Here is a 26232-nt window from a genome sequence, read left to right on the forward strand (position 1 = left end):
CGCTGCCGGGTCAACTTACCCGGCATTATCGTTTAGACTGCAGTTGGTAATGCACTTTCGGATTGCGTGCCGTGCATATAAAGAAGAATATCGGCGGCATCAAGTAGGCCAGCATCAGAATTGACACCCAACTTCGCCATTACGTTAAATTTATGCGCCCGAATTGTTTTAATATTACGTTTCAATTGTGCAGCGATTTGCATCATTGAATATCCACGCGACATGTAATGTAATATTTCACGCTCTGTAGGGCTTAACATGTCGAGATACCACGGATTTCCCGCGCTATCTTTTTTCTGCCGTATACAGGTTAACGAGTTATAAAGATCCTCTTGCAATACCCGTAATGTTGAAGCCTTACTTAAAACCCCATCGAGCGGTGATGGTGATAATGAATTAATTAAGCGCGCTTCCATATCATCATCGGCAATAACCAACCGCCGCATACGCGGATTTTTATTTGCCAGTTCATTCAGGCAAGACAACCCCACTCTGCGTTCTTTACGAATAGCTGAGAGTGAAAAAATGACAGCCGAAAAACTTGTTGTCATCATCGCCATGCGAAAAGCATCTTGTGTCGAGTAGGTATATAACCTGTAAGGATAACCAGGGAAAGTATCAAATAAACTTTTAATACCCACACTGCTCATGACACACTTTTCTACAAGTGCGACATTTCTCTTTGAATTCCTGTTGATTTCCATTCCGTGGCTTCTCCGTAGACTGAAGGCAAGTTCAGCTCTCTGGCTCCCTGAGAACTATTGATCCATGCGTACATTTCAGCATTACTATGAATTGCTAATCGACGCATGGCACTGTTTTTCTGGGCGCTAATGGTTTTATTACTCTTCTTTAATAAGGAGGCGATCTGATTGATTCCCCAACCTTTTCCAAGGAGCCTTAATACCTTCCGCTCTGAGAGCGTTAAAATAACGGGACGGAAACTGTAATCATGAGGTTCGTCAATAACCGGAGAAAGCAACGCTTTGCTGATTCTGTCGCCACGGAGATTACCGGTACGAATGGTTTTGACCAGGCTATCGATAGGTTCAACATCCGATAGCAGCGTCGCAGTCGGACACATCAGAAACTCGACCGCCTGCGCGTAATAAGAGCGTGATACCAGAAATATCCAGTGGATCTCGCGATATTGTGAAATTAAGGTATAAAATTGTTCGCAAATGACCCGGGGATTTTTACATTCACCCGTTAAATCTGCGATGGCGATATCAGAACGACGCAGTTGCAACAACGTGACCTCTTCTGGCGTCGAACTGAATGAGAGATCACAATCAGGAAAATGAGTGTTCATTATTCCTTTTAACCCGCTTTGAATAACAGGTATTTTGCTGATAATAATTCCATTTGTGCAGCATCCTGGCAACATATTTCCTCCCTGGTCTCACTGGTTTTGTCGTTAATCATGTTCCATAAATATATACATCAAAATGATGGAAATAATGAATTAATAGACTCCGTGAATAATTCGTCCGTAATATACCTTTTACTCGCCGATAATACTACAATCCTCATTGTATAAATCAAGAGAGTAGTATCACATAATACCTTATGCTATAGCGCTAACACATTTAAAATAACTTAATTAAATTGTTAGTTTCACTAATGTCATCTGAATTATTCATAATTCCACGATATGCTTTAGGTGACAGCAACGTGTGACGTTTAAAAAATCGCGAGAAATAAGCAACATCGCTAAAACCCAAATAATCTGCGATTTGGCTGATGGTCATTTGGGTGTATTGCAGACAGCGTTTAGCCTCCAGAATCAACCGTTCGTGTAATACCATTAATGCACTACAGTTATGAAATTCACGACATAATTGATTTAAATGCGTAACCGAGACACCAGTCCGCCGGGCATATTCTTTTAACGGTAAATGTTCCCGATACTGGCTTTCGATTTGCCTTGCGAACAAGCGCATCACACTGCGCTTACGTTCACTGCTCCCTGAACGTGGCCGAAGAGGCTGTTCCTGCCTGGTTAACCATACCAACAGTGCACTCAACAGAGAGAACATCATCATTTCCCGGGCATCATTATCTTCATGATATTCCTGTTGTAACGCCGCAAATAATGTACGGATGTACTCGTGAGACCGCCCGACCGGAAAACATTGTGCAGTGTTTAACAACGAAAGCGGGCGTGGAAATTGCGATTCCATATGACTTAACAGTGGCGGGGCCAGTGAGAGAACATAACCCTCAGTGCAAGGTGAAAAGCGAAAACCATGTACGCATAATGCGGGAACGACTTGCAGGCAAGCCTCTTGCATGACCGTAGTTTTACCTTCAATTTCAATTTCCGCTTGCCCATGATGAAGATAGAGCAACTGCACCAGTTCCGCATGTTGATGCACGCGAATATGCCACTCATACTGACTGCTGCGTTGATGAATAGATTCACAATGCAGCAGCTCAGGCGTGGGCCAGCCTTGCCGTTCGCCATAGAGCTTAAAAACCGGAACTGTTGCCACACTTTGCATATTTTCTTTTTTATCCAACATTTTCAAAGGGTAAACCGACATAGTTCTCGGCAATAGTGGTCAGTCCGGCAACGGATTCCAGGTAGTAATGGCGATCTGCTTCCTGCATTTTGCGATCAAATTCACTTTTGTCCTGAAAGTCATGCAGAAGATGCGTCATAAACCAGCTAAAACGTTCCCCCTTCCAGACACGATTCAAAGCCAGTTGCGAATAACGCGCCAGCAAATCGGTCCGCCCGGCATGGTAATACTGTGTCAGGATACGCCAGAGATAATTCACATCAGACGCAGCCAGATTTAACCCTTTTGCTCCCGTTGGTGGCACGATATGTGCGGCATCCCCCACCAGAAATAATTTGCCATATTGCATGGGTTCCACCACATAACTACGCAAAGGCGCAATACTTTTCTCCAGTGAGTGACCAGTCACTAACTTTTCTGCCAACTCATGAGGTAAACGGCTCTTTAACTCCGCCCAGAAACGTTCATCACTCCATGCCTCGACCTGCTCGCTGAGGGGCACCTGCAAATAGTAACGGCTCCTGGTTAGTGAGCGCTGACTACAAAGTACAAAACCACGCTGATGATGCGCGTAAATCAGTTCCGGGTTGACCGGGGGTGTATCCGCCAACAAACCAAGCCAACCGAACGGCCACACACTTTCGTATTCACGAATCACATCACGGGGAATACTTTGCCGGGATACGCCATGAAAACCATCGCATCCGGCAATAAAGTCACACTCTACACGGCAGTGCTCGCCATCTTTTTCAAAGGTGACAGAGGGTCGGTCACTTTTGGCATCGTGAATCATGACCTGACTGACGCCATAAATGGTGGGCGCATCACTCTCATTTCGCGCTTGCATCAAATCGCGAGTGACTTCCGTTTGCCCGTAGACCATCACGTTTTTGCCATCGGTCAATTCACTGAGCGGAACTGGAATGCGTTTACCATCAAAAATAAATTCCACGCCATGATGTATCAGCCCTTCCCGATCCATACGTTTCGCGACACCCGCTTCCCGCAACAAATCTACCGTTCCACTTTCCAGAATCCCGGCCCGAATCCGCCCAAGCACATATTCTGGTGTTTGCCGCTCAATAATCAGGGTGCGGATACCCGCTTTATGCAACAACTGCCCCAATAACAGCCCGGAAGGCCCTGCGCCTATAATAGTCACCTGAGTTTTCATCAATCCTCCACATATGGTTAATTATTTGTATCAATAATGTTTAATGGAAGTTTCATGTTGCATTTTTGAGAAGCTGGAGAAAAAAAGAAGGGCAAATCGACGACAGTTTTTGGACTTTTCACCAATTTGTACGTTTTGTGGCACAGGTCATGTTCTGATTTTGCACAGAACGCTTATTTTTCCGCCGCAAATTTGATCTTTTACGTGGGCTCCGTCGTTACGCTTCATGATACAAAGAAGCCTTTTGCTACCCGGCGAGACGTCATCGCGATTTACAACAGAGTGAGTCATGCAAACAGAGCAATCGTTACAACGGTCGATCACACGATTATGTATTCAGTGCGGGCTTTTTTTGCTGCAACATGGTGCGGAAAGCGCACTGGTTGAGGAGCTCTCTACCCGCCTTGGTCGGGCGCTGGGTATGGACAGCGTGGAAAGCGCAATCTCATCTAACGCAATCGTCCTGACGACCATTAAAGATGGGCACTGCCTGACCACCACCCGTAAAAACCAGGATCACGGTATAAATATGCACGTGGTGACAGAGGTACAACACATCGTCATCCTCGCAGAACACAAGCTGCTGGATTACAAAGGGGTGGAGAGACGTTTCAGTCAAATAAAACCATTACGCTATCCACGATGGCTGGTTGCATTCATGGTCGGTCTTTCCTGCGCCTGCTTTTGTAAATTGAATAATGGGGGTTGGGATGGCGCAGTCGTAACATTTTTTGCCAGCCTGATAGCGATGTATATACGACTGACACTGGCACAACGACACCTTCATCCCCAAATTACCTTTTGTATTACAGCTTTTATCGCCACCACTATTTCGGGTTTGTTATTAAATCTCCCCATGTTCAGCCACACGCCCAATATTGCGATGGCAGCCAGTGTGTTGCTCCTGGTGCCGGGCTTTCCGTTAATCAACTCTGTCGCTGATATGTTTAAAGGGCATATCAATACAGGTCTTGCGCGTTGGGCAATCGCCAGTTTGCTAACGCTGGCAACGTGTGTGGGGGTAGTCATGGCATTAACTGCATGGGGACTTCGCGGATGGGTGTGATTGATTTTCTGCTTGCACTAATGCAAGACATGATTCTGGCGGCAATTCCTGCCATCGGCTTTGCCATGGTGTTTAATGTGCCGCATCGGGCACTGCCATGGTGTGGGCTCCTCGGTGCCATTGGTCATGGTTCGCGGATGATTATGATGGCTGCTGATTTCAATATTGAATGGTCAACATTTATGGCCTCACTGTTGGTTGGCAGTATCGGTATTCAGTGGTCGCGCTGGTATCTCGCGCATCCAAAGGTTTTTACTGTGGCAGCAGTGATTCCGATGTTTCCAGGTATTCCGGCGTATACAGCGATGATATCGGCAGTACAAATTAGCCATTTTGGGTACAGCGAAACATTAATGATTACCCTGTTGACCAATTTCCTGAAAGCCTCTTCTATCGTCGGGGCGCTTTCTATTGGCCTCTCTGTACCAGGGCTATGGTTGTATCGCAAACGCCCACGGGTATAACGACGTGATGTTGGAGATCGGCGCAGCATCCTGCCGATCTCTGTCTTCTGTGTGATACTATTAGTAGATCTCCCTTCTCGTGTGTTATTCCACTTTTGAGAAATAGTATGTCTTCCAGAATTTTGACCCCGGACGTTATCGGCATTGACGCCCTGGTACAGGATCATGCTGCCGTGCTGGCCAAATCTGCGAGTGGTACGGTAGCGGTATTTGCCAATAATGCTCCCGCCTTTTACGCCATCACCCCGGATCGTCTGGCGGCATTGCTGGCACTTGAAGAAAAATTATCGCAACCAGGTAGTGATGTCGCGTTGGATGCGCAGTTGTTTGAAGAACCACAATCTACTCCTGTTGCAGTGCCGATGGGGAAATTTGCCATGTATGCCGACTGGCAGCCAGATGCTGATTTTCAGCGACTGGCGGCACTATGGGGTGTTGCATTAAGAGAACCCGTCACAGCGGCAGAACTGGCTTCTTTTGTTGCTTACTGGCAGGCGGAAGGGAAAGTTTTTCATCATGTACAGTGGCAACAAAAGCTGGCACGCAGTGTCCAAATCAGCCGGGCCAGCAATGGCGGTATGCCGAAACGAGATGTAAACACGGTCAGTGAACCTGACAATCAAATTCCACCCGGTTTTAGAGGATGACCATGAAAAACGTTGGCGATCTGATGAAACGTCTGCAAAAGATGATGCCTGAGCATATCAAGCCTGCTTTTACCACAGGTGAAGAACTGCTGGCCTGGCAGAAAGAACAGGGCGCGATCCGTGCCGCCGCCCTGGCTCGAGAAAACCGGGCGATGAAAATGCAGCGTACCTTCAACCGTTCAGGTATTCGTCCTTTGCATCAAAACTGTTCGTTTGAAAACTACGTTGTGGAGTGCGAAGGGCAAATGAACGCTCTGAGCAAAGCACGACAGTATGTGGAAGAGTTTGACGGTAACATCGCCAGCTTTATCTTCTCTGGCAAACCGGGAACAGGTAAAAACCACCTGGCGGCGGCAATCTGTAATGAACTGCTGCTACGTGGGAAATCGGTATTAATCATTACCGTTGCAGACATTATGTCTGCTATGAAAGACACCTTCACAAATCGTGAAACAACGGAAGAACAACTGCTTAATGATCTCAGTAATGTCGATCTACTCGTGATCGACGAGATCGGGGTACAAACTGAATCGCGCTATGAAAAAGTGATCATTAACCAGATCGTGGATCGCCGCTCATCCTCCAAGCGTCCAACCGGAATGTTAACCAACAGCAATATGGAAGAGATGACAAAGCTACTTGGCGAACGCGTGATGGATCGTATGCGCCTGGGCAATAGCTTATGGGTGATCTTCAACTGGGAAAGTTACCGCAGCCGTGTGACCGGTAAAGAATATTAATTCTCTGGCGCGCCGTTGCGCCAGAAGCAACAACACAAAGAGTCATCAGGATGAAAACAACAAAATATCTGCTGTGCTGCGCGTTTGCCGCCAGTGCATTATTAAGCACCAGTACTTTTGCTGCGTCATGGAAAGATTCTCTTGCCAGCGCCGCCAGTGAACTGAATAAGCAAAACACCTCGTCTGGACAACAAGGCGGGCTTTCTCTTGCCACGCTAACGGGCCTGCTTAATGGCGACAATCAGGCACTCAGCTCAGGCAATATGAATAACGTAGCGGGTATTCTGCAATACTGCGTGAAGCAAAAACTGGCTTCCGTTACCGATGCTGAAAATGTCAAAAATCAGGTGCTGGAAAAACTGGGACTCAGTAGCGAAAAGCAAAAAGAGGATAGCAACTATCTGGATGGCATCGCTGGTTTGTTGAAAACCAAAGATGGTCAGCAACTGAATCTCGACAATATTGGCTCAACACCACTGGCGGAAAAAGTGAAAACTAAGGCCTGCGATTTGGTCTTAAAACAAGGGCTGAACTTTATTTCCTGATAATTCAACGCCACGTTTTAACCTTTTGAGGAGTAACGTGGCGTTAACCGCATTTTTTCTTATCTCCAGGTCCTTTCAGCCACTCGCTCACAAGCAGTGACGGTGATCAAAAAAGTTTATTTATAAACCAAATCTGAACAAAAATTGATTTTTTTGACACTACAATTGCGGCAATGTGACATCGTCGTTACATTGTGCAACCAGTAAAAAGATTGTCTGCCAGTTGCCCGCTGGATTGAAAGAGGATCGTCAGTTGTCAGAGTTACTCTCCTTTGCCCTTTTCCTCGCTTCCGTGCTGATTTATGCCTGGAAAGCAGGTCGTAACACCTGGTGGTTTGCCGCCACGCTGACGGTGCTTGGGTTATTTGTTGTGCTCAATATCACCCTATATGCCAGCGATTATTTTACTGGTGACGGCATCAATGATGCAGTGCTTTACACGCTGACAAATAGCCTGACTGGCGCGGGCATTGGCAAGTATATTCTGCCAGGCGTTGGTATTGTGCTGGCGCTGACTGCAGTTTTTGTTTCGCTGGGTTGGATCCTGCGCCGTCGTCGTCATCACCCGCACCATTTTGGTTATAGCTTACTGGCTCTGCTCTTAGCGCTGGGCTCTGTAGATGCCAGTCCGGCATTTCGGCAGATTACGGAACTGGTTAAGTCGCAGACTCGCGATGGCGATCCCGATTTTGCTATTTACTACAAAGAACCGGCAAAAACGATCCCGAATCCGAAACTGAATCTGGTGTATATCTATGGCGAAAGTCTTGAGCGCACCTATTTTGATAACGAGGCCTTCCCGGATCTGACGCCAGAGCTGGGGGCAATTAAAAATGAAAGCATGGATTTCAGCCACACGATGCAGCTACCTGGTACGGATTACACCATTGCCGGAATGGTTGCCTCGCAGTGTGGAATTCCTCTGTTTGCGCCTTTTGAGGGTAACGCCTCGGCGTCAGTTTCCAGCTTCTTTCCACAAAATATCTGTCTTGGCGATATCCTGAAAAACTCCGGTTATCAGAATTATTTTGTCCAGGGGGCCAATTTGCGCTTTGCGGGCAAAGATGTGTTCCTGAAATCTCACGGTTTTGATCATCTGTACGGTGCAGAAGAGTTAAAAGGTGTCGTAGCCGATCCAACCTACCGCAATGACTGGGGCTTTTACGACGATACGGTGCTTGATGAAGCCTGGAAAAAATTTGAAGAGCTTTCCCGGTCTGGTCAGCGGTTTTCATTATTCACACTGACGGTGGACACTCACCACCCTGACGGTTTTATCTCCCGTACCTGCAATCGCAAACGGTATGACTTTGATGGTAAACAAAATCAATCGTTTAGCGCAGTGAGCTGCAGCCAGGAAAACATTGCTACTTTCATTAATAAAATCAAAGCATCGCCGTGGTTTAAAAACACGGTGATTGTGGTTTCGTCAGATCATCTGGCAATGAATAACACGGCGTGGAAATACCTGAACAAACAGGATCGTAATAACCTGTTTTTTGTACTGCGCGGTGATAAACCACAACAGGAAACGCTGGCGGTGAAGCGTAATACAATGGATAACGGCGCAACCGTACTGGATATTCTTGGTGGCGATAATTTTCTTGGTCTTGGCCGTAGCAGTCTGTCCGGGCAGTCGATGTCAGAAATTTTCCTGAATATCAAAGAGAAAACACTGGCCTGGAAGCCAGATATAATTCGCCTGTGGAAATTCCCGAAAGAGATAAAGTCTTTCACAATCGATCAGGATAAAAACACCATTGCGTTTTCTGGCAGCCATTTCCGCTTACCGCTGCTGCTACGTGTTTCCGATAAACGTGTAGAACCACTGCCTGAAAGTGAATATTCCGCCCCACTGCGCTTCCAGCTGGCAGACTTCGCCCCACGCGATAACTTTGTCTGGGTCGATCGCTGCTACAAAATGGCGCGGCTGTGGGCACCTGAATTATCGCTCTCTACCGACTGGTGTGTTTCTCAAGGGCAACTGGGCGGAGAACAACGTGTACAGCATGTTGATAAACCACAATGGCAGGGTAAAACCGCTTTCAAAGATACGGTTATCGATATGGAGCGCTATAAAGATAACGTCGATACGCTGAAAATTGTTGATAACGATATCCGTTATAAAGCCGACAGTTTTATCTTTAATGTCGCAGGCGCGCCGGAAGAGGTAAAACAATTCAGTGGCATTTCCCGCCCGGAGTCGTGGGGACGTTGGTCCAACGCCCAACTGGGTGATGAAGTGAAAATTGAATACAACGCACCGCTGCCGAAGAAATTTGATTTGGTGATTACTGCCAAAGCCTACGGCACGAACGCCAGCAAACCGATACCCGTTCGCATTGGTAATGAAGAACAGACAATGGTGCTGGGTAATGAAGTCACTACTACCACGCTGCATTTTGATAACCCCAACAGCGCCAGTACCGTAGTAATTGTGCCGCCGGAACCCATCGCCACCAACGAGGGGAATATCCTGGGGCATTCACCACGAAAACTGGGGATTGGTATGGTTGAAATCAAAGTTGTTGAGCGTGAAGGTTAGCGAGCTTGAGTGCCAGCGGTGGCGTGCAAGTACTTGTACGCCACCGCTGGCAGATAACGCGCTCATGCTGTTTCTATTAATTTTTAATTACGACAATCAAGAACGTTATATTTAAACTCTCTTTTTTCATATCCCTGGGTAAAACGATATATTACCTGAAACCCTTTTACCTGAATAACGTTTACCCAACAAAAACGCTTAAAGTCGCTTTTTGTTTTATCGTACCATTCTGTAGCATTTAATGTTTTTAAATTCTTTGTGTCATATTCCATAACCAATGATTTATCTTCAATATAAAAATTCATTAACGTTACATTATTGTCAATTTTAATCGGTAGTTTAGATCTTTCTCTTTCGACCTCAATAGCTTTGACATACTCTCCCCAAAGATTCTGGACTAAGTAATCATTTATTTTCATCGAGATAAACACTCCGGCCCCAAAAACCAACACCATAGCGATGAAGAGTTTAAAAGCATCTTTCCTCAGTCGGTATTCAAGACTAATTCCTTCTTTTCTCTCCCGAGAAGAAAGTCGAACAGCCACAACGGTGCAGCAAAAAAAATAAATACCCAAAGGCCACAGCAGATTGAACCGTGTGTATCCCGTATCAAAAATAATAGCACATTGATTTACAATATAAAAAAATATGGACAGCCAGGCACAAATCTGTATTTTTTTATAAATCCCAACGGAAATAATTAACCACATTATGGCGATAAATATATTTATCACCGTGTAGAAAATGTTATTCGAAACTAAACTTGACGGTAAAAAAAAGGGGAGAAAGGTCATAAAAGAGGTAATAAAACTAATGAACGCACCAATATTAATTGCGCCATTAATTCCTTTTGCTTTAAAGAATCCCTTCATATATTCACACGACCTATAATTAAAGTGCATTATTTCTTGTGGAATAATACGCTTTAATTACTTTCACGCAACGTCACCAATGACCAGTACCCGGCAAGCAAGAAGTAAACCAATATTTACCGGACCAGGAACTGACACCTGATCCGGCATTACAAACAAGACTTACCGACGACGCCCCAGCTTCACCGCTTTCAGCACCACAAATTTTTTATTCGTCGCAATAGTGGTGCAGTTGCCGAAAATCTTCTTCAGTTTATGGAAGTAATCCAGGTGACGGTTGGCAACGATATACAGCTCGCCGTTGATTTTCAGGCAGCGGCGGGCATGGTGGAACATCTCCCAGGCGACGTTATCAGTCAGCGCATGTTGCTGATGAAACGGCGGGTTGCAGAGCACAGCATTAAAGCGGAAAGGCTCCACGCCGGAGAGCGCGTTGTTGATCATAAACTCACAGCGATCCAACGCCTCTGGCATGTTGGTTTCTACGTTCAAACGGCTGGAAGCAACCGCCATCGGTGATTCATCGACAAACACCACTTTCGCCTGCGGGTTTTTATCAAGCAGCGTCAGGCCAATAACGCCATTACCGCAACCGAGATCGACAATCTCACCTTCGAGATTCTCTGGCAGATGTTGCATAAAGAAGCGCGCGCCAATATCCAGCCCGGTGCGAGAGAAGACATTCGCATGGTTGTGGATAGTCCAGTCAGTACCTTCCAGCTTCCAGCTAACGGTCTGCGGCGCATCAGCCAGCGGCGGCTCGTTGAAAGTGCAGTTAATCAGGCGCGCTTTCTTCCATGCCAGCGTGGTGGTGGTCGGGCCGAGCACTTTTTCGAACAGCTCCAGCGTGGAGGTGTGAATGTCACGGGCTTTGGCACCGGCAATAATACGTGTATCCGACGTGACCACTTTGCGCAGCGCACGCAGTTGCTGTTCCAGCAATGCCAGTGTTTTCGGTACTTTGATTAGCACCACTCCCGGCTGTTGCGGGTAGTCGGCGGTGCTGTCGAGAAACTTCACGCTCGATTCATCAATCCCGTTGAGGCGTAAATTCTCACGCGTTGCCAGTTCGCTGATGTATGAGTCGCCAATGCTGTACGGCTTATGTTCCGCCAGCGCACAGCTTAACGCACCAAAGGCATCATTCAGGATCAACACCGGGCCGCGGATTTCTGTGTCGTCCAACTGTTGCAGCAAATATTCATCTGCCGCTTCCCACGCCTGTAGCGGGTTAACGTCATCCGTCGCCGGAAAACGTTTTAGTGTCAGTGAACGGAAACCGTTGTCTAAGTGGCTCATCGGCCCTCCTGAATGGTAAAATTTTGACATTGCCCCTGAAAAGGGTGCGTGAGTATACCCTTTTTCTCTTTTTCGTGGGCGGTTATGAGCAATCTTACTTATCTTCAGGGTTATCCCGAGCAGCTGCTTTCCCAGGTGCGAACGCTGATTAACGAACAGCGTCTGGGCGATGTGCTGGCAAAACGCTATCCGGGAACACACGACTACGCCACCGATAAAGCCCTCTGGCAATATACCCAGGATCTAAAAAATCAGTTTCTGCGCAATGCCCCGCCGATCAATAAGGTGATGTATGACAATAAGATTCATGTGCTGAAAAACGCGCTCGGGTTACATACCGCTGTTTCGCGTGTGCAGGGCGGCAAGCTGAAAGCAAAAGCAGAGATCCGCGTCGCTACTGTGTTTCGTAACGCGCCGGAACCGTTTTTGCGCATGATCGTGGTGCACGAATTGGCGCACCTGAAGGAGAAAGAGCACAACAAAGCGTTTTACCAGTTGTGCGGTCATATGGAACCGCAGTACCACCAGCTTGAGTTCGACACCCGGCTGTGGCTAACGCAGTTGTCGCTTGGGCAGGACAAAATCTGAAAATAATTTCAGGCGTTATCTTTTCCTCCTTTAGCGCCTAAAATCGACCTCCCCCCTTTCGTTAAGGATAACGACCATGCTGCGCGCATTTGCCCGCCTTCTTCGCCGCGTTTGTTTTTCTCGCCGGACTCTAAAGATTGCCTGCTTACTGTTACTTGTGGCAGGAGCGACAATTTTTATCGCCGATCGCGCAATGGTCAACGCCAGCAAACAGCTGACCTGGAGCGATGTTAACGCCGTTCCGGCGCGTAACGTGGGTTTATTGTTGGGGGCGAGGCCGGGTAATCGCTACTTTACCCGACGTATTGATACCGCAGCAGAGTTGTACCACGCCGGAAAAGTGAAATGGCTGCTGGTCAGTGGCGATAACGGACGTAAAAATTACGATGAAGCGTCAGGCATGCAGCAGGCTTTGATCGCTAAAGGCGTACCAGCAAAAGTGATCTTCTGCGACTATGCCGGATTCTCAACGCTTGATTCGGTAGTGCGTGCCAAAAAAGTGTTTGGGGAAAACCATATCACCATTATTTCGCAAGAATTTCATAACCAACGCGCCATCTGGCTGGCAAAGCAATACGGCATTGATGCCATCGGCTTTAACGCGCCGGACCTGAATATGAAGCACGGTTTATATACTCAACTGCGGGAAAAACTTGCCAGAGTCAGCGCGGTGATTGATGCGAAAATCCTCCATCGACAGCCGAAATATCTCGGGCCGTCGGTCATGATTGGGCCGTTTAGCCAGCATGGCTGTCCGGCGCAGAAATAATGCGTATCTGCGCACGTCGAAGATGAAAAAGGCGTGCTACATTGACGGCAGAATCCCTTTATGGAGTATCCACGCGTTATGATACGTTTCGCTGTGATTGGCACGAACTGGATCACCCGCCAGTTCGTCGAGGCCGCCCATGAGAGCGGTAAATACAAGTTAACCACCGTCTATTCCCGCAGCCTTGAACAGGCCCAGCACTTCGCCAATGATTTTTCTGTCGAGCATCTGTTTACGTCGCTGGAAGCGATGGCGAAAAGCGATGCCATTGACGCGGTGTATATTGCCAGCCCGAATGCCCTGCACTTTTCCCAGACACAACTTTTCCTTAGCCACAAGATACATGTGATTTGCGAGAAACCGCTGGCGTCGAATCTGGCGGAAGTGGATGCAGCCATTACCTGTGCGCGGGAAAATCAGGTGGTGCTGTTTGAGGCATTTAAAACCGCCAGCCTGCCGAATTTTCATTTGTTGCGCCAGGCGCTGCCGAAAGTCGGCAAATTGCGTAAAGTCTTTTTCAACTATTGCCAGTATTCCTCGCGATATCAGCGTTATCTGGACGGCGAGAATCCCAACACCTTCAATCCGGCATTCTCCAACGGTTCAATTATGGATATCGGCTTTTACTGTCTGGCGTCGGCGGTGGCGTTATTTGGTGAGCCGAAAAGCGTGCAAGCGACCGCCAGTTTGCTGGCAAGCGGTGTGGATGCCCACGGCGTGGTGGTGATGGATTACGGTGATTTCAGCGTTACGTTGCAGCACTCAAAAGTGAGCGATTCTGTCCTGGCAAGCGAGATTCAGGGCGAAGCGGGATCGCTGGTGATTGAAAAACTGTCTGAATGCCAGAAAGTGTGTTTTGTGCCGCGCGGCAGCCAGATGCAGGATCTCACTCAGCCGCAGCATATTAATACCATGCTCTACGAAGCAGAGCTGTTTGCTGAACTGGTGGATGAACATCTGGTGGATCATCCAGGGTTGGCGGTCAGTCGCATCACCGCCAAACTGCTGACCGAGATCCGCCGCCAGACGGGGGTGATTTTTCCGGCAGATAGCGTAAAACAATAATGGTTACCGTAAAGCAGTGTAAAAGGCATGTAACAGACCATTGACTGGGTGAATGGTCTGTCATACTTTGTTACCTGCAAAGGGGAGTAACTTCATTGTCGGTCGATCGTCATTACGATGTGTGAAAAACCACATCCGGTCACCGGGCAACCCGAAAGGAATACGCAGACGTATTCCTTTTTTGTTGTAAGTGAGACCTTGCCGGAAGGCGAGGTCTATGCATAAAAAGCAGCGGCTGACGTCTTCCGACGTTGGCCGTTTTTTTTATGTGTAAGGAACTTCTATGAATACTGTCGGCACGCCATTGTTATGGGGCGGATTCGCTGTTGTTGTCGCCATTATGCTGGCTATCGACCTGTTGTTACAGGGGCGTCGTGGGGCACATGCCATGACCATGAAACAGGCTGCGGCCTGGTCGCTGGTCTGGGTGACGCTGTCATTACTGTTTAACGCCGCTTTCTGGTGGTATCTGGTGCAAACCGAAGGTCGCGCCGTTGCCGATCCACAGGCACTAGCCTTTCTCACCGGTTATCTGATTGAGAAATCGCTGGCGGTCGATAACGTCTTTGTCTGGCTGATGTTGTTCAGCTATTTCTCTGTCCCGGCGGCGTTACAACGGCGCGTGCTGGTGTATGGCGTACTCGGGGCGATTGTTCTGCGTACCATCATGATCTTCACTGGCAGTTGGCTGATTTCGCAGTTCGACTGGATCCTGTATATCTTCGGTGCCTTCCTCCTGTTTACCGGTGTGAAGATGGCGCTCGCCCATGAAGATGAATCAGGCATTGGCGACAAGCCGCTGGTGCGCTGGCTGCGCGGTCATTTGCGCATGACCGACACCATCGACAACGAGCATTTCTTTGTGCGTAAGAATGGTTTGTTGTATGCCACGCCGCTGATGCTGGTACTGATTCTGGTGGAGTTGAGCGACGTGATTTTCGCCGTGGATAGCATTCCGGCTATCTTCGCCGTGACCACCGATCCGTTTATTGTGCTGACCTCAAACCTGTTTGCGATCCTCGGCCTGCGTGCGATGTATTTCCTGCTGGCGGGCGTAGCAGAACGTTTCTCGATGCTCAAATATGGTCTGGCGGTGATTCTGGTGTTTATCGGTATCAAGATGCTGATTGTCGACTTCTACCATATTCCGATCGCCGTTTCGCTGGGTGTGGTGTTTGGCATTCTGGTACTGACTCTTATCGTCAATGCCTGGGTGAATTATCAGCACGATAAAAAACAACAGATGCAGTAACCAAAGCGCCGGGAAGTGCAACGCTTCCCGGCACAAATGTAATAATTTAGTTAAAAACTATGACGCGCCGCGTAATTTCCAGCATTTTACGCTTCCCCGAACGTAATCTTTCCTTATACTCACTCAGGTAAACACCTTATTACATCCAGAAAGATGCACTAACAAAGCGCACATTGGATGAGCAACATCACACCAAGGATCACAAAAATGACTACGCAACGTTCGCCGGGGCTGCTTCAGCGTTTGGCTCAGGGAAGCCTGGTAAAACAAATATTGGTCGGTCTCGTTCTCGGGATCATTCTGGCATGGGTTTCAAAACCTGCAGCTGAAGCTGTCGGTCTGTTAGGCACCTTATTCGTTGGCGCACTGAAAGCGGTTGCTCCGGTTCTGGTGCTGATGCTGGTTATGGCTTCTATTGCTAACCACCAGCACGGGCAAAAAACCAGTATTCGCCCGATTCTGTTTCTCTATCTGTTAGGTACTTTTACTGCTGCACTGACGGCGGTAGTTTTCAGCTTCGCCTTCCCTTCAACACTACAACTCACCACTGGTGCAGGCGATATCACACCGCCATCCGGCATTGTGGAAGTCATGCGCGGCCTGCTGATGAGCATGGTATCTAACCCAATTGATGCTCTGCTGAAAGGTAATTATATCGGCATTCTGGTATGGGCAATTGGCCTCGGCTTTGCACTGCGCCACGGTAACGAGACAACAAAAAACCTGATTAATGATATGTCCAGTGCCGTCACCTTTATGGTGAAACTGGTGATTCGCTTCGCTCCCATTGGTATTTTCGGCCTGGTCTCTTCCACACTGGCAACTACCGGGTTTGATGCACTGTGGGGGTACGCGCAACTGCTAATGGTGTTGGTTGGCTGTATGCTGCTGGTTGCACTGGTGATAAACCCGTTACTGGTATGGTGGAAAATTCGTCGTAATCCGTTCCCGCTGGTGCTGACCTGCCTGCGCGAAAGTGGCGTATACGCCTTCTTTACCCGCAGCTCTGCGGCCAATATTCCGGTGAATATGGCGTTATGTGAAAAACTGAATCTGGATCGCGATACCTATTCCGTTTCTATTCCACTGGGCGCTACCATCAATATGGCAGGTGCGGCAATCACCATCACCGTATTAACACTGGCAGCGGTACATACTCTGGGTGTTCCGGTGGATCTGCCGACAGCATTATTATTGAGTGTAGTGGCTTCGCTGTGTGCTTGTGGTGCTTCCGGCGTCGCGGGCGGCTCGCTGTTACTGATCCCGCTGGCCTGCAATATGTTCGGTATTCCGAACGATATTGCCATGCAAGTGGTTGCCGTTGGCTTTATTATCGGCGTATTGCAGGACTCCTGTGAAACCGCCCTGAACTCCTCCACTGACGTACTGTTCACTGCTGCGGCCTGCATGGCGGAAGACGAACGTCTGTCAAACAACGCGCTACGTAACTAAATCTTAGCCCCTTTCGTCTACGGCGGAAGGGGCTTTTTCTTGCTTGTTTTTCTCGACGATAAACGGGTCAATTCCTCTCTTCTGCATACGCCAGAAACGAATAATGTTCAGGCCGTTCATCAGCAGAAAGCTTCCTTCAATCATCGTGCCACCAATCGATCCAGCCCAAATATTGTGAGTTAACCAGCAACAGGTGGAGAACCACATCACACAGCGCATAGTCAGGCCTTTAAAGCGAAATAATGCCCAGGTACTGATGACAGTACCGACTACGGGTAGTAATTCCATTGGGTGCTGAAACTTCGCCAGACCAAAGCCACCTGTCAAAACGATAAATATCGCCATAACCCACAGACTACGCGTACGTAAAGTAATTAACGTACGAATAGCATTAAGAATAGAACTGGCTCCAGCAGGAAATACCCCCAGCAGAAAAAAATGTATGCCAATAAATACACTGTAGATGGAAAGCTGTACTTTGAAGCGACGCTCATCGCGGTTGAAGAAGGTGGTGATCCCAATCAGAAAGGCTATGACGCCAACCCCCTGGGCCAACCAGTAGACGGTCATGGAAGATCCTTGTCAGTAATGGAAAAATAAACGGCGATTCAATAAATGAAACGCCGTTTATTAAAATATATCAGGTTTATAGCGTTACGCCGCTTTTAAAAATTGCCAGTTCTCGGAAGTCATTACGCTCGTTGCAGGTTTGCTTACCGTTGGCAAACTCAACAATAGTGTCGATAAAGTCTTCCAGCAACTGCGGCATCGCTTTACCGTGGATCAGCTGACCAGCGTCAAAGTCGATCCAGTGTTTTTTCTTCGCCGCCAGTTCACTGTTGGTGGCAATTTTCACCGTTGGCACAAATCCACCATACGGCGTACCACGACCAGTACTGAACAGCACCATATGGCAGCCCGCACCCGCCAGGGCGCTGGTCGCTACGGCATCGTTACCCGGCGCACTTAACAAGTTTAGCCCCGGCGTTTTCAGACGCTCGCCGTAACGCAGCACGTCAACCACTTTGCTGGAACCCGCTTTTTGTGTACAGCCGAGGGATTTGTCTTCCAGTGTGGTAATACCGCCCGCTTTGTTCCCCGGTGATGGGTTTTCGTATATCGGCTGGTCATGCGCAATAAAGTACTGCTTGAAGTCATTGACCATGGTGACCAGTTTTTCAAACGTTGCTTCGTCGCGGCAATGACTCATCAGTAACTGCTCTGCGCCAAACATCTCCGGCACTTCGGTTAGTACGGTAGTACCGCCGTTAGCAATTACGTAGTCAGAGAAACGCCCCAGCATTGGGTTAGCGGTAATACCAGAAAGACCGTCAGAACCACCACATTCCAGACCAAACTTCAGTTCGCTGAGTTTGCCCGGCTCGCGCTTGTCGTTGCGCATCACGTTATACAACTGATGCAAATGCTCGATCCCGGCTTCGATCTCATCATCCTGCTGTTGGCAAATCATGAAATGAACGCGTTCAGGATCGATATCACCCAGCGTTTCACGGAATGCGGCAACCTGGTTGTTTTCACAGCCCAGACCAATTACCAGCACCGCGCCTGCGTTCGGGTGGCGCACCATGTTTTGCAGCATGGTGCGGGTATTGATGTGATCGTCGCCCAGCTGCGAGCAGCCGTAGGTGTGGCTGAAGAGGAACACGCCGTCAGTGCCTTCGGCGTTGTTGGTCTCTTTCAGAAAACGGTTCTGGATCTGTCGTGCGATGCCGTTGACACAGCCTACGGTTGGCAGGATCCACAGCTCGTTACGCACCCCGACATCGCCGTTCGCGCGACGATAGATCTGCACTTCACGATCTGCCGCTTGCGCAGGCAGATCCTGAAAATCAGGTTGATAGCGATACTGATCCAGATCGCTCAGATTCGTGCGCGTATTGTGGGCGTGAACGTGTTCCCCCGCCGCAATATCCGCCAATGCATAACCAATCGGCAGGCCATATTTAATGACGTTGGCCCCTTTTGCGATATCCGTTAACGCAAATTTATGTCCACGAGCAACATCCTGGCGCAGCGTAACAGTCTGGTTATCGACACTGACTTCTGTGCCTTCAGCCAAATCAGCTAAAGCGACCGCGACGTTATCCAGCGCATGGATCTTGATGTATTGCATATCAACCCCAGACCTTAGTTCAGTTCAATGGCGAAGTAGTCACGCGCATTGTTAAAGCAAATATTTTTCACCATCTCGCCCAGCAGGTTGATGTCCGCTGGTGCTTCGCCCGCTTCCACCCAGCGACCGATCATCTGGCACAGAATACGGCGGAAGTATTCGTGACGGGTGTATGACAGGAAGCTACGGCTGTCAGTCAGCATACCGACAAAGCGGCTCAGCAGACCGAGCTGCGCCAGTTGAGTCATCTGACGTTCCATACCGTCTTTCTGGTCGTTAAACCACCAGCCGGAACCGAACTGCATTTTGCCCGGCATACCTTCGCCCTGGAAGTTACCGATCATGGTGCCCAGCACTTCGTTATCGCGCGGGTTCAGGCAGTAGAGAATAGTTTTCGGTAGCAGGTTTTCTTCGTTCTGTTTGCTCAGCAGCTTAGACAACTCTTCCGCCATCGGACGGTCATTAATGGAGTCAAAGCCTACATCCGGCCCCAGCAGTTTGAACTGACGCAGGTTGTTATTACGCAGCGCACCAATGTGGTACTGCTGCACCCAACCGCGACGCGCGTATTCGGCACCAAGGAACACCAGCACCGCAGTTTTGAACTGTGCCACTTCGTGCTCGCTCAGGGTTTCGCCAGCCAGACGGCGCGCCAGGATGCTGTCCAGTTCCGCTTCGTTCGCTTCTGCAAACATCACCACGTCCAGCGCGTGGTCAGACACTTTACAGCCGTGAGCGGCGAAGTGATCCAGACGTTTGGTCAGGGCAGTTTGCAGATCAGCAAAGCGGCGAATGTCCGTATCGGAAACTTCACCCAGCTTCGCCATGTAGTCGTTAAAGGTCGCCTGTTCGATGTTGAAGGCTTTGTCCGGACGCCAGCTCGGCAGCACTTTAATGGTGAAAGAGCCGTCTTTGGCGATCTCTGCGTGATGCTCCAGAGAATCGATCGGATCGTCGGTGGTGCCGACCATTTTCACGTTCATCTGCTGCATGATGCCGCGCGCAGAGAAGTTATCCTGTGCCAGCAGTTCGTTACACTGATTCCAGATTTCATCAGCAGTAGAAGGAGAAAGCAGTTTACCTGTAATACCAAATGGGCGACGCAGCTCCAGGTGCGTCCAGTGGTATAACGGGTTGCCGATAGTGTGAGGAACCGTTGCCGCCCATGCGTCAAATTTCTCACGGTCAGATGCGTCGCCAGTACACAGACGCTCTGCCACACCGTTAGTACGCATTGCACGCCATTTATAGTGATCGCCTTTCAGCCAAATGTCATACAGGTTTTTGAAACGGTAGTCTTCCGCGATTTGCTGCGGTGGCAAATGGCAGTGGTAGTCAAAAATCGGCTGATCTTTGGCGTATTCATGGTACAGGCGGCGGGCAAATTCGGTATCTAACAGGAAATCTTCAGTCATAAACGGAGTCATTATCGTCTTCCTCTCACGAGTGAGTCAGCTTGCTTATATAGCGATGCTGACAAAGTTATCACACCAATTTCCATAGTCCGAAGCTATTTTCGTGAGTTAGATCAATAAACCTGAACAAAAAAATTACCCTCAAAGTAGTAAATCACGCCGCAGGCCGCGCCAGTTCTGGCATTGACGCAGCCTGACAATGTCCACACAAAGATTCACACATTTGTGATGGCACTCACCTTTTAAAGTTGTATGACAAGTTATCTTTCTGCCGTCGCGATATATACACCGACTGAATGCAAATTGCTGATTCATTCATGAATCGAATTTCACCGGTACGGACGCCGAATTAGCACTGACACCTAAGGCAACGTTCGGGGGGTACCGGTTTTTTTTAGGTTACCCGGTTGTAACAGAATCCACTGCTTCGCGCAGGAAGATGACCGCACACATGGCGGCAATAATTCACGATGAGGTTTTACATGCGTAAAATTAAAGGGTTACGTTGGTACATGATTGCACTGGTGACGCTTGGCACCGTGCTTGGCTACCTGACGCGTAACACTGTGGCGGCAGCTGCACCAACTCTGATGGAAGAGTTAAACATCTCCACCCAACAGTATTCCTATATCATCGCAGCGTATTCTGCGGCTTATACGGTCATGCAACCTGTTGCTGGCTACGTACTGGACGTGCTTGGTACGAAGATCGGTTATGCAATGTTTGCGGTATTGTGGGCGGTTTTCTGTGGTGCCACGGCGCTGGCTGGCAGCTGGGGTGGTCTGGCAATTGCACGTGGTGCCGTTGGTGCCGCAGAAGCAGCAATGATCCCGGCGGGTCTGAAAGCCAGCTCTGAATGGTTCCCGGCAAAAGAGCGTTCTATCGCGGTCGGTTACTTTAACGTGGGATCTTCCATTGGTGCGATGATTGCTCCGCCGCTGGTCGTTTGGGCCATTGTAATGCACAGCTGGCAGATGGCGTTCATTCTCTCCGGTGCGCTGAGCTTTATCTGGGCGATGGCATGGCTGATTTTCTACAAGCATCCGCGCGACCAGAAGCATCTGACTGATGAAGAACGCGACTACATTATTAATGGTCAGGAAGCCCAGCACCAGGTGAGCACGGCGAAGAAAATGTCCGTTGGTCAGATCCTGCGTAACCGTCAGTTCTGGGGTATCGCGCTGCCGCGTTTCCTGGCAGAACCGGCCTGGGGTACTTTTAACGCGTGGATCCCGCTGTTCATGTTTAAAGTTTACGGCTTTAACCTGAAAGAGATCGCGATGTTCGCCTGGATGCCAATGCTGTTTGCTGACCTTGGCTGTATCCTCGGTGGTTACCTGCCGCCACTGTTCCAGCGTTGGTTTGGTGTGAACCTGATTGTTTCCCGTAAACTGGTTGTGACCATGGGTGCGGTACTGATGATTGGCCCGGGTATGATCGGCCTGTTCACCAACCCGTATGTAGCAATTATGCTGCTGTGTGTCGGTGGTTTTGCTCACCAGGCTCTGTCTGGCGCGCTGATTACCCTCTCTTCTGATGTATTCGGTCGTAACGAAGTGGCAACGGCAAATGGTCTGACCGGGATGTCTGCATGGCTGGCAAGTACGCTGTTTGCTCTGGTGGTTGGTGCACTGGCTGACACCATCGGCTTTAGCCCGCTGTTCGCAGTACTTGCGGTATTCGACCTACTGGGGGCACTGGTTATCTGGACGGTATTGCAGAACAAACCGGCGATTGAGGTGGCGCAGGAAACACATAACGATCCCGCACCGCAACATTAACGCCAGATGTAAGCTGTAATGACGAAGCCGCCTTTTAGAGGCGGCTTTTTATTCTGATATGTAGAGACTATCTGGCAAAAGTGGTATAACAAATGTAGTCTGCCATACCCTGCCTGGAGCGCATATGGAAATCACCGAACCACGTCGTTTGTATCAACAACTTGCTGCTGATCTGAAAGAGCGCATTGAGCAAGGCGTTTATTTGGTGGGTGATAAACTTCCCGCTGAACGCTTTATTGCTGAAGAGAAAAACGTTAGCCGCACAGTGGTGCGCGAAGCCATCATTATGCTGGAAGTGGAAGGCTACGTTGAAGTGCGTAAAGGCTCCGGCATTCATGTCGTGTCTAATCATCCTCGCCATCATCAACCAACCGATGAATCGCTTGAGTTTGCTAACTACGGCCCCTTCGAGTTACTGCAAGCCCGTCAGTTAATTGAAAGCAATATTGCTGAGTTCGCGGCGACTCAGGTGACGAAGCAAGACATCATGAAACTGATGGCGATTCAGGAGAATGCGCGTAACGAGCAATGCTTCCGTGATTCTGAGTGGGATCTCAAGTTTCATGTCCAGGTGGCATTAGCAACACAAAACTCAGCACTGGCGGCAATTGTCGAAAAAATGTGGATCCAGCGTACTCATAACCCGTACTGGAAAAAATTACACGAGCATATCGATACCCGTACCGTAGATAACTGGTGTGACGATCATGACAAGATCCTCAAGGCGCTCATCCGTAAAGATCCTAACGCCGCCAAACTGGCAATGTGGCAGCACCTTGAAAACACCAAAGTGATGTTATTTAACGAAACCAGCGATGATTTTGAGTTCAATGCTGACCGCTATCTTTTTGCGGAAAACCCAGTGGTACATCTCGATCCCGCCACCAGCACCAGCAAGTAACTACAGTGCAGTGAACAGGCGTAGCAATGCGCCTGTTGGTCTGATTCAGTAAGCGTTAAGTATAAAGTGTCAGCCTGTGTAAATCCTCTCGCCTCACTCCCTTGTGATGAGCAAAATCAGACTCCACGGACATGTAATTTCTGTAACGGACTTCCTTGACCTTTGTTACAATCAGATGCAATTCGACGCGATGATTTTGAGTGTTTACTTACTTAACCATTTAACAAGGATTAGTTCAGGCCGCTTATATGTTTCGGACCGCAAAAGACAACAATATCAATAATGTCGCGGCTAAACATTGTACAGAAACCGGCATGACGTTAACCGATTTACCAGGAATACTGAATGGAACTTTTGACTCAATTGCTGAACGCCTTGTGGGCTCAGGATTTTGAAACCCTGGCCAATCCTTCCATGATTGGCATGCTCTACTTTGTATTATTTGTTATTTTGTTCCTGGAAAATGGCCTGCTCCCCGCAGCCTTTTTACCCGGCGACAGTTTGCTTATTTTAGTTGGCGTGTTGATTGCCAAAGGCGCAATGGGCTATCCGCAAACCATTATGCTACTGACCGCCGCAGCAAGCCTTGGCTGTTGGTTGAGTTATATCCAGGGACGCTGGTTAGGGAATACCCGAACAGTGCAGAACTGGTTGTCGCATCTTCCTGCGCATTATCACCAGCGTGCGCATCATCTCTTCCACAAGCATGGGCTTTCCGCATTACTGATCGGTCGTTTTATTGCTTTTGTCCGTACGTTGCTACCCACCATCGCCGGTTTATCGGGCCTCAATAACGCACGTTTCCAGTTCTTTAACTGGATGAGTGGGCTGTTATGGGTGTTGATCCTCACGACGCTGGGTTATTTGTTAGGTAAAACGCCGGTCTTCCTGAAATATGAAGACCAGCTCATGTCATGTCTGATGCTGTTACCCGTGGTGTTGTTGCTGTTTGGGTTAGCAGGTTCTCTGGTTGTTCTATGGAAAAAGAAATACGGAAATCGGGGATAAAGGATGCAGCTACCACGCGTAACGCTTCGCCAAATGACATGGACAACCTCCGCGATTGTACTGCTTGGTATAACGCTTTTGCTCTGGTCTGCTTTTCGCCATCAGGAGTCAACATTGGCGATTCGCGCCATTAACCAGGGCACGACAATGCCAGACGGATTTTCGGTCTGGCATCATCTGGATGCCAATGGTATTCGCTTCAAAAGTATCACGCCTAAAAACGACACCCTCCTGATTACCTTCGACTCCAGCGCCCAAAGCGCCGCCGCAAAAGTAGTTTTAGACCGTACCTTCCCGCACGGTTATATCATTGCTCAGCAAGATGAAGATAATCAGGCATCTCAGTGGCTTTCACTGTTGCGAGACACGTCTCACCGCTTCGGATAACCTCCAAAAATCCGAATCATATCACCCGCTTTGGTGATTCCCCGTTTACTGACTATGATTAATAAGGCGGTTGTTAACTTAACCGCCTTATTGGTCTGGATCATCGCACCCCGTTTCCGGGGACGAACCACAATGGAAAGTTCAGGAATGAAATACCGTATTGCTTTAGTTTTATCCCTTTTCACACTCAGTGCAGGCAGCTATGCCAACACGCTGTGCCAGCAAAAAGAGCAGGATATCCAAAAGGAAATCAGCTACGCCGAGAAGCACAATAATCAGAACCGCATTAATGGTCTGAAAAGAGCGCTCAGTGAAGTGCGGGCAAATTGTACAGACAGCAAACTGCGTGCAGACCATCAGGAAAAAATTGCTGAGCAGAAAGAAGAGATCACCGAACGCCAGCGTGATCTGCGTGAGGCAAAACAAAAAGGCGATGCGGATAAAATTAAGAAACGCGAGCATAAACTGGCCGAAGCGGAAAAAGAGCTGAAGGAACTGGAAGCGCGTAGCTACTGATTATCAACCATCACTACATACTCACCTGGAGAATACTATGTCGAAAGAACACACTACGGAACATCTGCGTGCTGAGTTGAAATCCCTGGCCGATACGCTGGAAGAGGTGCTTAGCTCCTCTGGCGAGAAGTCGAAAGAAGAGTTGAGTAAGATTCGTAGCAAAGCTGAACAGGCACTAAAAGAGAGCCGTTATCGCCTGGGCGAAACTGGCGATGCCATTGCTAAACAGACCCGGGAAGCGGCAGCGCGAGCGGACGAATATGTCCGTGAAAATCCATGGACTGGCGTAGGTATTGGCGCGGCCGTAGGCCTTGTGCTGGGCGTTCTACTGTCGCGTCGTTAATTATGGCGGACACTCAACACGCACAAGGACCCGGTAAAAGCGTTCTGGGTATCGGGCAGCGAATTGTCACGATTATCGTTGAGATGGTTGAAACACGACTGCGCCTGGCAGTGGTGGAACTGGAAGAAGAAAAAGCAAATCTCTTTCAGTTGTTATTGATGCTTGGCCTCACGATGCTTTTCGCTGCATTTGGACTCATGAGCCTGATGGTGCTGATCATCTGGGCAGTTGATCCGCAATATCGTCTGAATGCGATGATCGCGACCACAGTCGTGCTACTGGTTCTGGCATTGATTGGCGGCATATGGACGTTACGCAAAGCGCGTAAGTCTACTTTATTACGCCATACCCGGCATGAACTGGCGAACGACAGGCAACTTCTTGAGGAGGATAGCCGTGAGCGGTAAAGCCGAACGAGAAAAACGTAAGGCGCAACTGCTTAGCCAGATCCAACAACAACGGCTGGATCTTTCAGCCAGTCGCAGAGACTGGCTGGAGGCCACAGGCGCATATGATCGCCGCTGGAATATGCTGTTGAGTCTGCGCTCCTGGGCACTGGTGGGCAGCAGTGTGATGGCAATCTGGACTATTCGTCATCCGAACATGCTTGTACGCTGGGCCAGACGCGGTTTTGGTGCATGGAGTGCATGGCGACTGGTGAAAAGTACGCTCAGGCAACAGCAGCTGCGCGGTTAATCTCTTCCAGGGCCGGATATCTTCCGGCCTTATTACTCAAAAAATTTG

The 26232-nt window shown here is 48.8% G+C and carries 28 protein-coding genes; 19 read left to right on the forward strand and 9 right to left on the reverse strand.

Features of this window, described 5'->3' with window-relative positions:
* Positions 1 to 32: 32 nt before the first annotated feature.
* The 4 genes from bglJ to pobA all read right to left on the reverse strand — a co-directional run bounded on the left by bglJ (position 33) and on the right by pobA (position 3699).
* Positions 33 to 704 carry a DNA-binding transcriptional activator BglJ gene (gene bglJ / locus K0335_RS08375; protein ID WP_024256742.1) on the reverse strand — a complete coding sequence of 224 codons (672 nt, stop codon included), beginning with the start codon at positions 702 to 704 and terminating at the stop codon, positions 33 to 35.
* Positions 662 to 1387 carry a response regulator transcription factor gene (locus tag K0335_RS08380; RefSeq protein ID WP_000936673.1) on the reverse strand — a complete coding sequence of 242 codons (726 nt, stop codon included), beginning with the start codon at positions 1385 to 1387 and terminating at the stop codon, positions 662 to 664. The genes bglJ and K0335_RS08380 overlap by 43 nt, the downstream gene beginning before the upstream one ends.
* Positions 1388 to 1589: 202 nt before the next feature.
* Positions 1590 to 2504 (reverse strand): helix-turn-helix domain-containing protein, encoded by a 915-nt coding sequence (locus tag K0335_RS08385; RefSeq protein WP_176912998.1) that lies wholly within the window; start codon positions 2502 to 2504, stop codon positions 1590 to 1592.
* Positions 2505 to 2514: 10 nt separating this feature from the next.
* Complete coding sequence (gene pobA, locus K0335_RS08390) at positions 2515 to 3699, reverse strand: 4-hydroxybenzoate 3-monooxygenase (RefSeq protein WP_000857123.1); 1185 nt, start codon at positions 3697 to 3699, stop codon at positions 2515 to 2517.
* Positions 3700 to 3988: 289 nt separating this feature from the next.
* Between pobA and K0335_RS08395 the strand changes: the two genes are divergently transcribed.
* The 6 genes from K0335_RS08395 (at position 3989) to opgB (ending at position 9706) form a co-directional block, all read left to right on the forward strand.
* Positions 3989 to 4765 carry a threonine/serine exporter ThrE family protein gene (locus K0335_RS08395; RefSeq protein WP_001192845.1) on the forward strand — a complete coding sequence of 259 codons (777 nt, stop codon included), beginning with the start codon at positions 3989 to 3991 and terminating at the stop codon, positions 4763 to 4765.
* The gene (locus tag K0335_RS08400; RefSeq protein WP_000538172.1) at positions 4756 to 5229 is read left to right on the forward strand and encodes a threonine/serine exporter; all 474 of its coding nucleotides are present in this window, start codon (positions 4756 to 4758) and stop codon (positions 5227 to 5229) included. Before K0335_RS08395 ends, K0335_RS08400 begins: the two co-directional genes overlap by 10 nt.
* A gap of 107 nt (positions 5230 to 5336) precedes the next feature.
* The gene (gene dnaT / locus K0335_RS08405) at positions 5337 to 5876 is read left to right on the forward strand and encodes a primosomal protein DnaT (RefSeq protein WP_000098569.1); all 540 of its coding nucleotides are present in this window, start codon (positions 5337 to 5339) and stop codon (positions 5874 to 5876) included.
* A gap of 2 nt (positions 5877 to 5878) precedes the next feature.
* Positions 5879 to 6616, forward strand: a complete 738-nt coding sequence (gene dnaC / locus K0335_RS08410) for a DNA replication protein DnaC (protein WP_002431706.1) — start codon at positions 5879 to 5881, stop codon at positions 6614 to 6616.
* Between the two features lie 50 nt (positions 6617 to 6666).
* Entirely contained in the window at positions 6667 to 7161 is a 495-nt protein-coding gene (locus K0335_RS08415) for a DUF2501 domain-containing protein (RefSeq protein WP_000858933.1), read from the forward strand.
* A 253-nt stretch (positions 7162 to 7414) separates the two neighbouring features.
* On the forward strand, positions 7415 to 9706 hold the full coding sequence (gene opgB, locus K0335_RS08420) for a phosphatidylglycerol--membrane-oligosaccharide glycerophosphotransferase (RefSeq protein WP_104919923.1): 2292 nt from the start codon (positions 7415 to 7417) through the stop codon (positions 9704 to 9706).
* Between the two features lie 83 nt (positions 9707 to 9789).
* On the opposite strand, the gene K0335_RS08425 is transcribed toward opgB, so the two are convergent.
* Positions 9790 to 10578 (reverse strand): hypothetical protein, encoded by a 789-nt coding sequence (locus tag K0335_RS08425; protein ID WP_219393791.1) that lies wholly within the window; start codon positions 10576 to 10578, stop codon positions 9790 to 9792.
* A 162-nt stretch (positions 10579 to 10740) separates the two neighbouring features.
* Complete coding sequence (gene rlmG, locus K0335_RS08430; RefSeq protein ID WP_104919922.1) at positions 10741 to 11877, reverse strand: 23S rRNA (guanine(1835)-N(2))-methyltransferase RlmG; 1137 nt, start codon at positions 11875 to 11877, stop codon at positions 10741 to 10743.
* Positions 11878 to 11961: 84 nt separating this feature from the next.
* Between rlmG and K0335_RS08435 the strand changes: the two genes are divergently transcribed.
* The 5 genes from K0335_RS08435 to sstT all read left to right on the forward strand — a co-directional run bounded on the left by K0335_RS08435 (position 11962) and on the right by sstT (position 17003).
* The gene (locus tag K0335_RS08435) at positions 11962 to 12465 is read left to right on the forward strand and encodes a M48 family metallopeptidase (RefSeq protein WP_104919921.1); all 504 of its coding nucleotides are present in this window, start codon (positions 11962 to 11964) and stop codon (positions 12463 to 12465) included.
* A 76-nt stretch (positions 12466 to 12541) separates the two neighbouring features.
* A complete protein-coding gene (locus tag K0335_RS08440) occupies positions 12542 to 13234 on the forward strand; it encodes a vancomycin high temperature exclusion protein (RefSeq protein WP_046076396.1) in 693 nt (230 codons plus the stop codon).
* A gap of 78 nt (positions 13235 to 13312) precedes the next feature.
* The gene (locus tag K0335_RS08445) at positions 13313 to 14299 is read left to right on the forward strand and encodes a Gfo/Idh/MocA family protein (RefSeq protein WP_219393792.1); all 987 of its coding nucleotides are present in this window, start codon (positions 13313 to 13315) and stop codon (positions 14297 to 14299) included.
* 283 nt (positions 14300 to 14582) lie between these two features.
* On the forward strand, positions 14583 to 15551 hold the full coding sequence (gene alx / locus K0335_RS08450) for a TerC family membrane protein Alx (protein ID WP_001098799.1): 969 nt from the start codon (positions 14583 to 14585) through the stop codon (positions 15549 to 15551).
* 207 nt (positions 15552 to 15758) lie between these two features.
* A complete protein-coding gene (gene sstT / locus K0335_RS08455) occupies positions 15759 to 17003 on the forward strand; it encodes a serine/threonine transporter SstT (protein ID WP_000211670.1) in 1245 nt (414 codons plus the stop codon).
* Between the two features lie 3 nt (positions 17004 to 17006).
* Here sstT and K0335_RS08460 read toward each other — a convergent pair whose 3' ends face one another.
* From K0335_RS08460 to uxaC, 3 genes are all read right to left on the reverse strand, one after another.
* The gene (locus tag K0335_RS08460; RefSeq protein WP_000219551.1) at positions 17007 to 17573 is read right to left on the reverse strand and encodes a YgjV family protein; all 567 of its coding nucleotides are present in this window, start codon (positions 17571 to 17573) and stop codon (positions 17007 to 17009) included.
* Between the two features lie 76 nt (positions 17574 to 17649).
* Complete coding sequence (uxaA, locus tag K0335_RS08465) at positions 17650 to 19137, reverse strand: altronate dehydratase (RefSeq protein WP_046083051.1); 1488 nt, start codon at positions 19135 to 19137, stop codon at positions 17650 to 17652.
* A gap of 14 nt (positions 19138 to 19151) precedes the next feature.
* On the reverse strand, positions 19152 to 20564 hold the full coding sequence (uxaC, locus tag K0335_RS08470; protein ID WP_000187461.1) for a glucuronate isomerase: 1413 nt from the start codon (positions 20562 to 20564) through the stop codon (positions 19152 to 19154).
* 470 nt (positions 20565 to 21034) lie between these two features.
* Between uxaC and exuT the strand changes: the two genes are divergently transcribed.
* From exuT to K0335_RS08510, 8 genes are all read left to right on the forward strand, one after another.
* Positions 21035 to 22333, forward strand: a complete 1299-nt coding sequence (exuT, locus tag K0335_RS08475; RefSeq protein ID WP_001226464.1) for a hexuronate transporter ExuT — start codon at positions 21035 to 21037, stop codon at positions 22331 to 22333.
* A gap of 124 nt (positions 22334 to 22457) precedes the next feature.
* Complete coding sequence (gene exuR, locus K0335_RS08480) at positions 22458 to 23234, forward strand: transcriptional regulator ExuR (RefSeq protein ID WP_000406500.1); 777 nt, start codon at positions 22458 to 22460, stop codon at positions 23232 to 23234.
* A gap of 345 nt (positions 23235 to 23579) precedes the next feature.
* Positions 23580 to 24242, forward strand: coding sequence for a DedA family general envelope maintenance protein YqjA (gene yqjA, locus K0335_RS08485; RefSeq protein WP_000422144.1), 663 nt, complete (start codon positions 23580 to 23582; stop codon positions 24240 to 24242).
* Between the two features lie 3 nt (positions 24243 to 24245).
* Positions 24246 to 24629 carry an EnvZ/OmpR regulon moderator MzrA gene (gene mzrA / locus K0335_RS08490; RefSeq protein ID WP_001176809.1) on the forward strand — a complete coding sequence of 128 codons (384 nt, stop codon included), beginning with the start codon at positions 24246 to 24248 and terminating at the stop codon, positions 24627 to 24629.
* Positions 24630 to 24776: 147 nt separating this feature from the next.
* Entirely contained in the window at positions 24777 to 25145 is a 369-nt protein-coding gene (locus K0335_RS08495; protein ID WP_000877304.1) for a DUF1090 domain-containing protein, read from the forward strand.
* Between the two features lie 37 nt (positions 25146 to 25182).
* The gene (locus K0335_RS08500; protein ID WP_000031408.1) at positions 25183 to 25488 is read left to right on the forward strand and encodes a YqjD family protein; all 306 of its coding nucleotides are present in this window, start codon (positions 25183 to 25185) and stop codon (positions 25486 to 25488) included.
* 2 nt (positions 25489 to 25490) lie between these two features.
* Positions 25491 to 25895 carry a phage holin family protein gene (locus K0335_RS08505; protein ID WP_000785897.1) on the forward strand — a complete coding sequence of 135 codons (405 nt, stop codon included), beginning with the start codon at positions 25491 to 25493 and terminating at the stop codon, positions 25893 to 25895.
* Complete coding sequence (locus K0335_RS08510) at positions 25885 to 26184, forward strand: YqjK-like family protein (RefSeq protein WP_000014523.1); 300 nt, start codon at positions 25885 to 25887, stop codon at positions 26182 to 26184. Before K0335_RS08505 ends, K0335_RS08510 begins: the two co-directional genes overlap by 11 nt.
* Positions 26185 to 26232: the final 48 nt, after the last annotated feature.

Source organism: Escherichia sp. GZ89 (assembly GCF_019366485.1).
In the GTDB taxonomy this organism is placed as follows: domain Bacteria; phylum Pseudomonadota; class Gammaproteobacteria; order Enterobacterales; family Enterobacteriaceae; genus Escherichia; species Escherichia fergusonii.

Excerpts from the sequence above, each read along its gene's own strand:
- bglJ (WP_024256742.1), bottom strand. The coding sequence starts at position 704 with ATGGAAATCAACAGGAATTCAAAGAGAAATGTCGCACTTGTAGAAAAG.
- K0335_RS08380 (WP_000936673.1), bottom strand. The coding sequence starts at position 1,387 with ATGTTGCCAGGATGCTGCACAAATGGAATTATTATCAGCAAAATACCT.
- K0335_RS08385 (WP_176912998.1), bottom strand. The coding sequence starts at position 2,504 with ATGCAAAGTGTGGCAACAGTTCCGGTTTTTAAGCTCTATGGCGAACGG.
- pobA (WP_000857123.1), bottom strand. The coding sequence starts at position 3,699 with ATGAAAACTCAGGTGACTATTATAGGCGCAGGGCCTTCCGGGCTGTTA.
- K0335_RS08395 (WP_001192845.1), top strand. The coding sequence starts at position 3,989 with ATGCAAACAGAGCAATCGTTACAACGGTCGATCACACGATTATGTATT.
- K0335_RS08400 (WP_000538172.1), top strand. The coding sequence starts at position 4,756 with ATGGGTGTGATTGATTTTCTGCTTGCACTAATGCAAGACATGATTCTG.
- dnaT (WP_000098569.1), top strand. The coding sequence starts at position 5,337 with ATGTCTTCCAGAATTTTGACCCCGGACGTTATCGGCATTGACGCCCTG.
- dnaC (WP_002431706.1), top strand. The coding sequence starts at position 5,879 with ATGAAAAACGTTGGCGATCTGATGAAACGTCTGCAAAAGATGATGCCT.
- K0335_RS08415 (WP_000858933.1), top strand. The coding sequence starts at position 6,667 with ATGAAAACAACAAAATATCTGCTGTGCTGCGCGTTTGCCGCCAGTGCA.
- K0335_RS08425 (WP_219393791.1), bottom strand. The coding sequence starts at position 10,578 with ATGAAGGGATTCTTTAAAGCAAAAGGAATTAATGGCGCAATTAATATT.
- rlmG (WP_104919922.1), bottom strand. The coding sequence starts at position 11,877 with ATGAGCCACTTAGACAACGGTTTCCGTTCACTGACACTAAAACGTTTT.
- K0335_RS08435 (WP_104919921.1), top strand. The coding sequence starts at position 11,962 with ATGAGCAATCTTACTTATCTTCAGGGTTATCCCGAGCAGCTGCTTTCC.
- K0335_RS08440 (WP_046076396.1), top strand. The coding sequence starts at position 12,542 with ATGCTGCGCGCATTTGCCCGCCTTCTTCGCCGCGTTTGTTTTTCTCGC.
- K0335_RS08445 (WP_219393792.1), top strand. The coding sequence starts at position 13,313 with ATGATACGTTTCGCTGTGATTGGCACGAACTGGATCACCCGCCAGTTC.
- alx (WP_001098799.1), top strand. The coding sequence starts at position 14,583 with ATGAATACTGTCGGCACGCCATTGTTATGGGGCGGATTCGCTGTTGTT.
- sstT (WP_000211670.1), top strand. The coding sequence starts at position 15,759 with ATGACTACGCAACGTTCGCCGGGGCTGCTTCAGCGTTTGGCTCAGGGA.
- K0335_RS08460 (WP_000219551.1), bottom strand. The coding sequence starts at position 17,573 with ATGACCGTCTACTGGTTGGCCCAGGGGGTTGGCGTCATAGCCTTTCTG.
- uxaA (WP_046083051.1), bottom strand. The coding sequence starts at position 19,137 with ATGCAATACATCAAGATCCATGCGCTGGATAACGTCGCGGTCGCTTTA.
- uxaC (WP_000187461.1), bottom strand. The coding sequence starts at position 20,564 with ATGACTCCGTTTATGACTGAAGATTTCCTGTTAGATACCGAATTTGCC.
- exuT (WP_001226464.1), top strand. The coding sequence starts at position 21,035 with ATGCGTAAAATTAAAGGGTTACGTTGGTACATGATTGCACTGGTGACG.
- exuR (WP_000406500.1), top strand. The coding sequence starts at position 22,458 with ATGGAAATCACCGAACCACGTCGTTTGTATCAACAACTTGCTGCTGAT.
- yqjA (WP_000422144.1), top strand. The coding sequence starts at position 23,580 with ATGGAACTTTTGACTCAATTGCTGAACGCCTTGTGGGCTCAGGATTTT.
- mzrA (WP_001176809.1), top strand. The coding sequence starts at position 24,246 with ATGCAGCTACCACGCGTAACGCTTCGCCAAATGACATGGACAACCTCC.
- K0335_RS08495 (WP_000877304.1), top strand. The coding sequence starts at position 24,777 with ATGAAATACCGTATTGCTTTAGTTTTATCCCTTTTCACACTCAGTGCA.
- K0335_RS08500 (WP_000031408.1), top strand. The coding sequence starts at position 25,183 with ATGTCGAAAGAACACACTACGGAACATCTGCGTGCTGAGTTGAAATCC.
- K0335_RS08505 (WP_000785897.1), top strand. The coding sequence starts at position 25,491 with ATGGCGGACACTCAACACGCACAAGGACCCGGTAAAAGCGTTCTGGGT.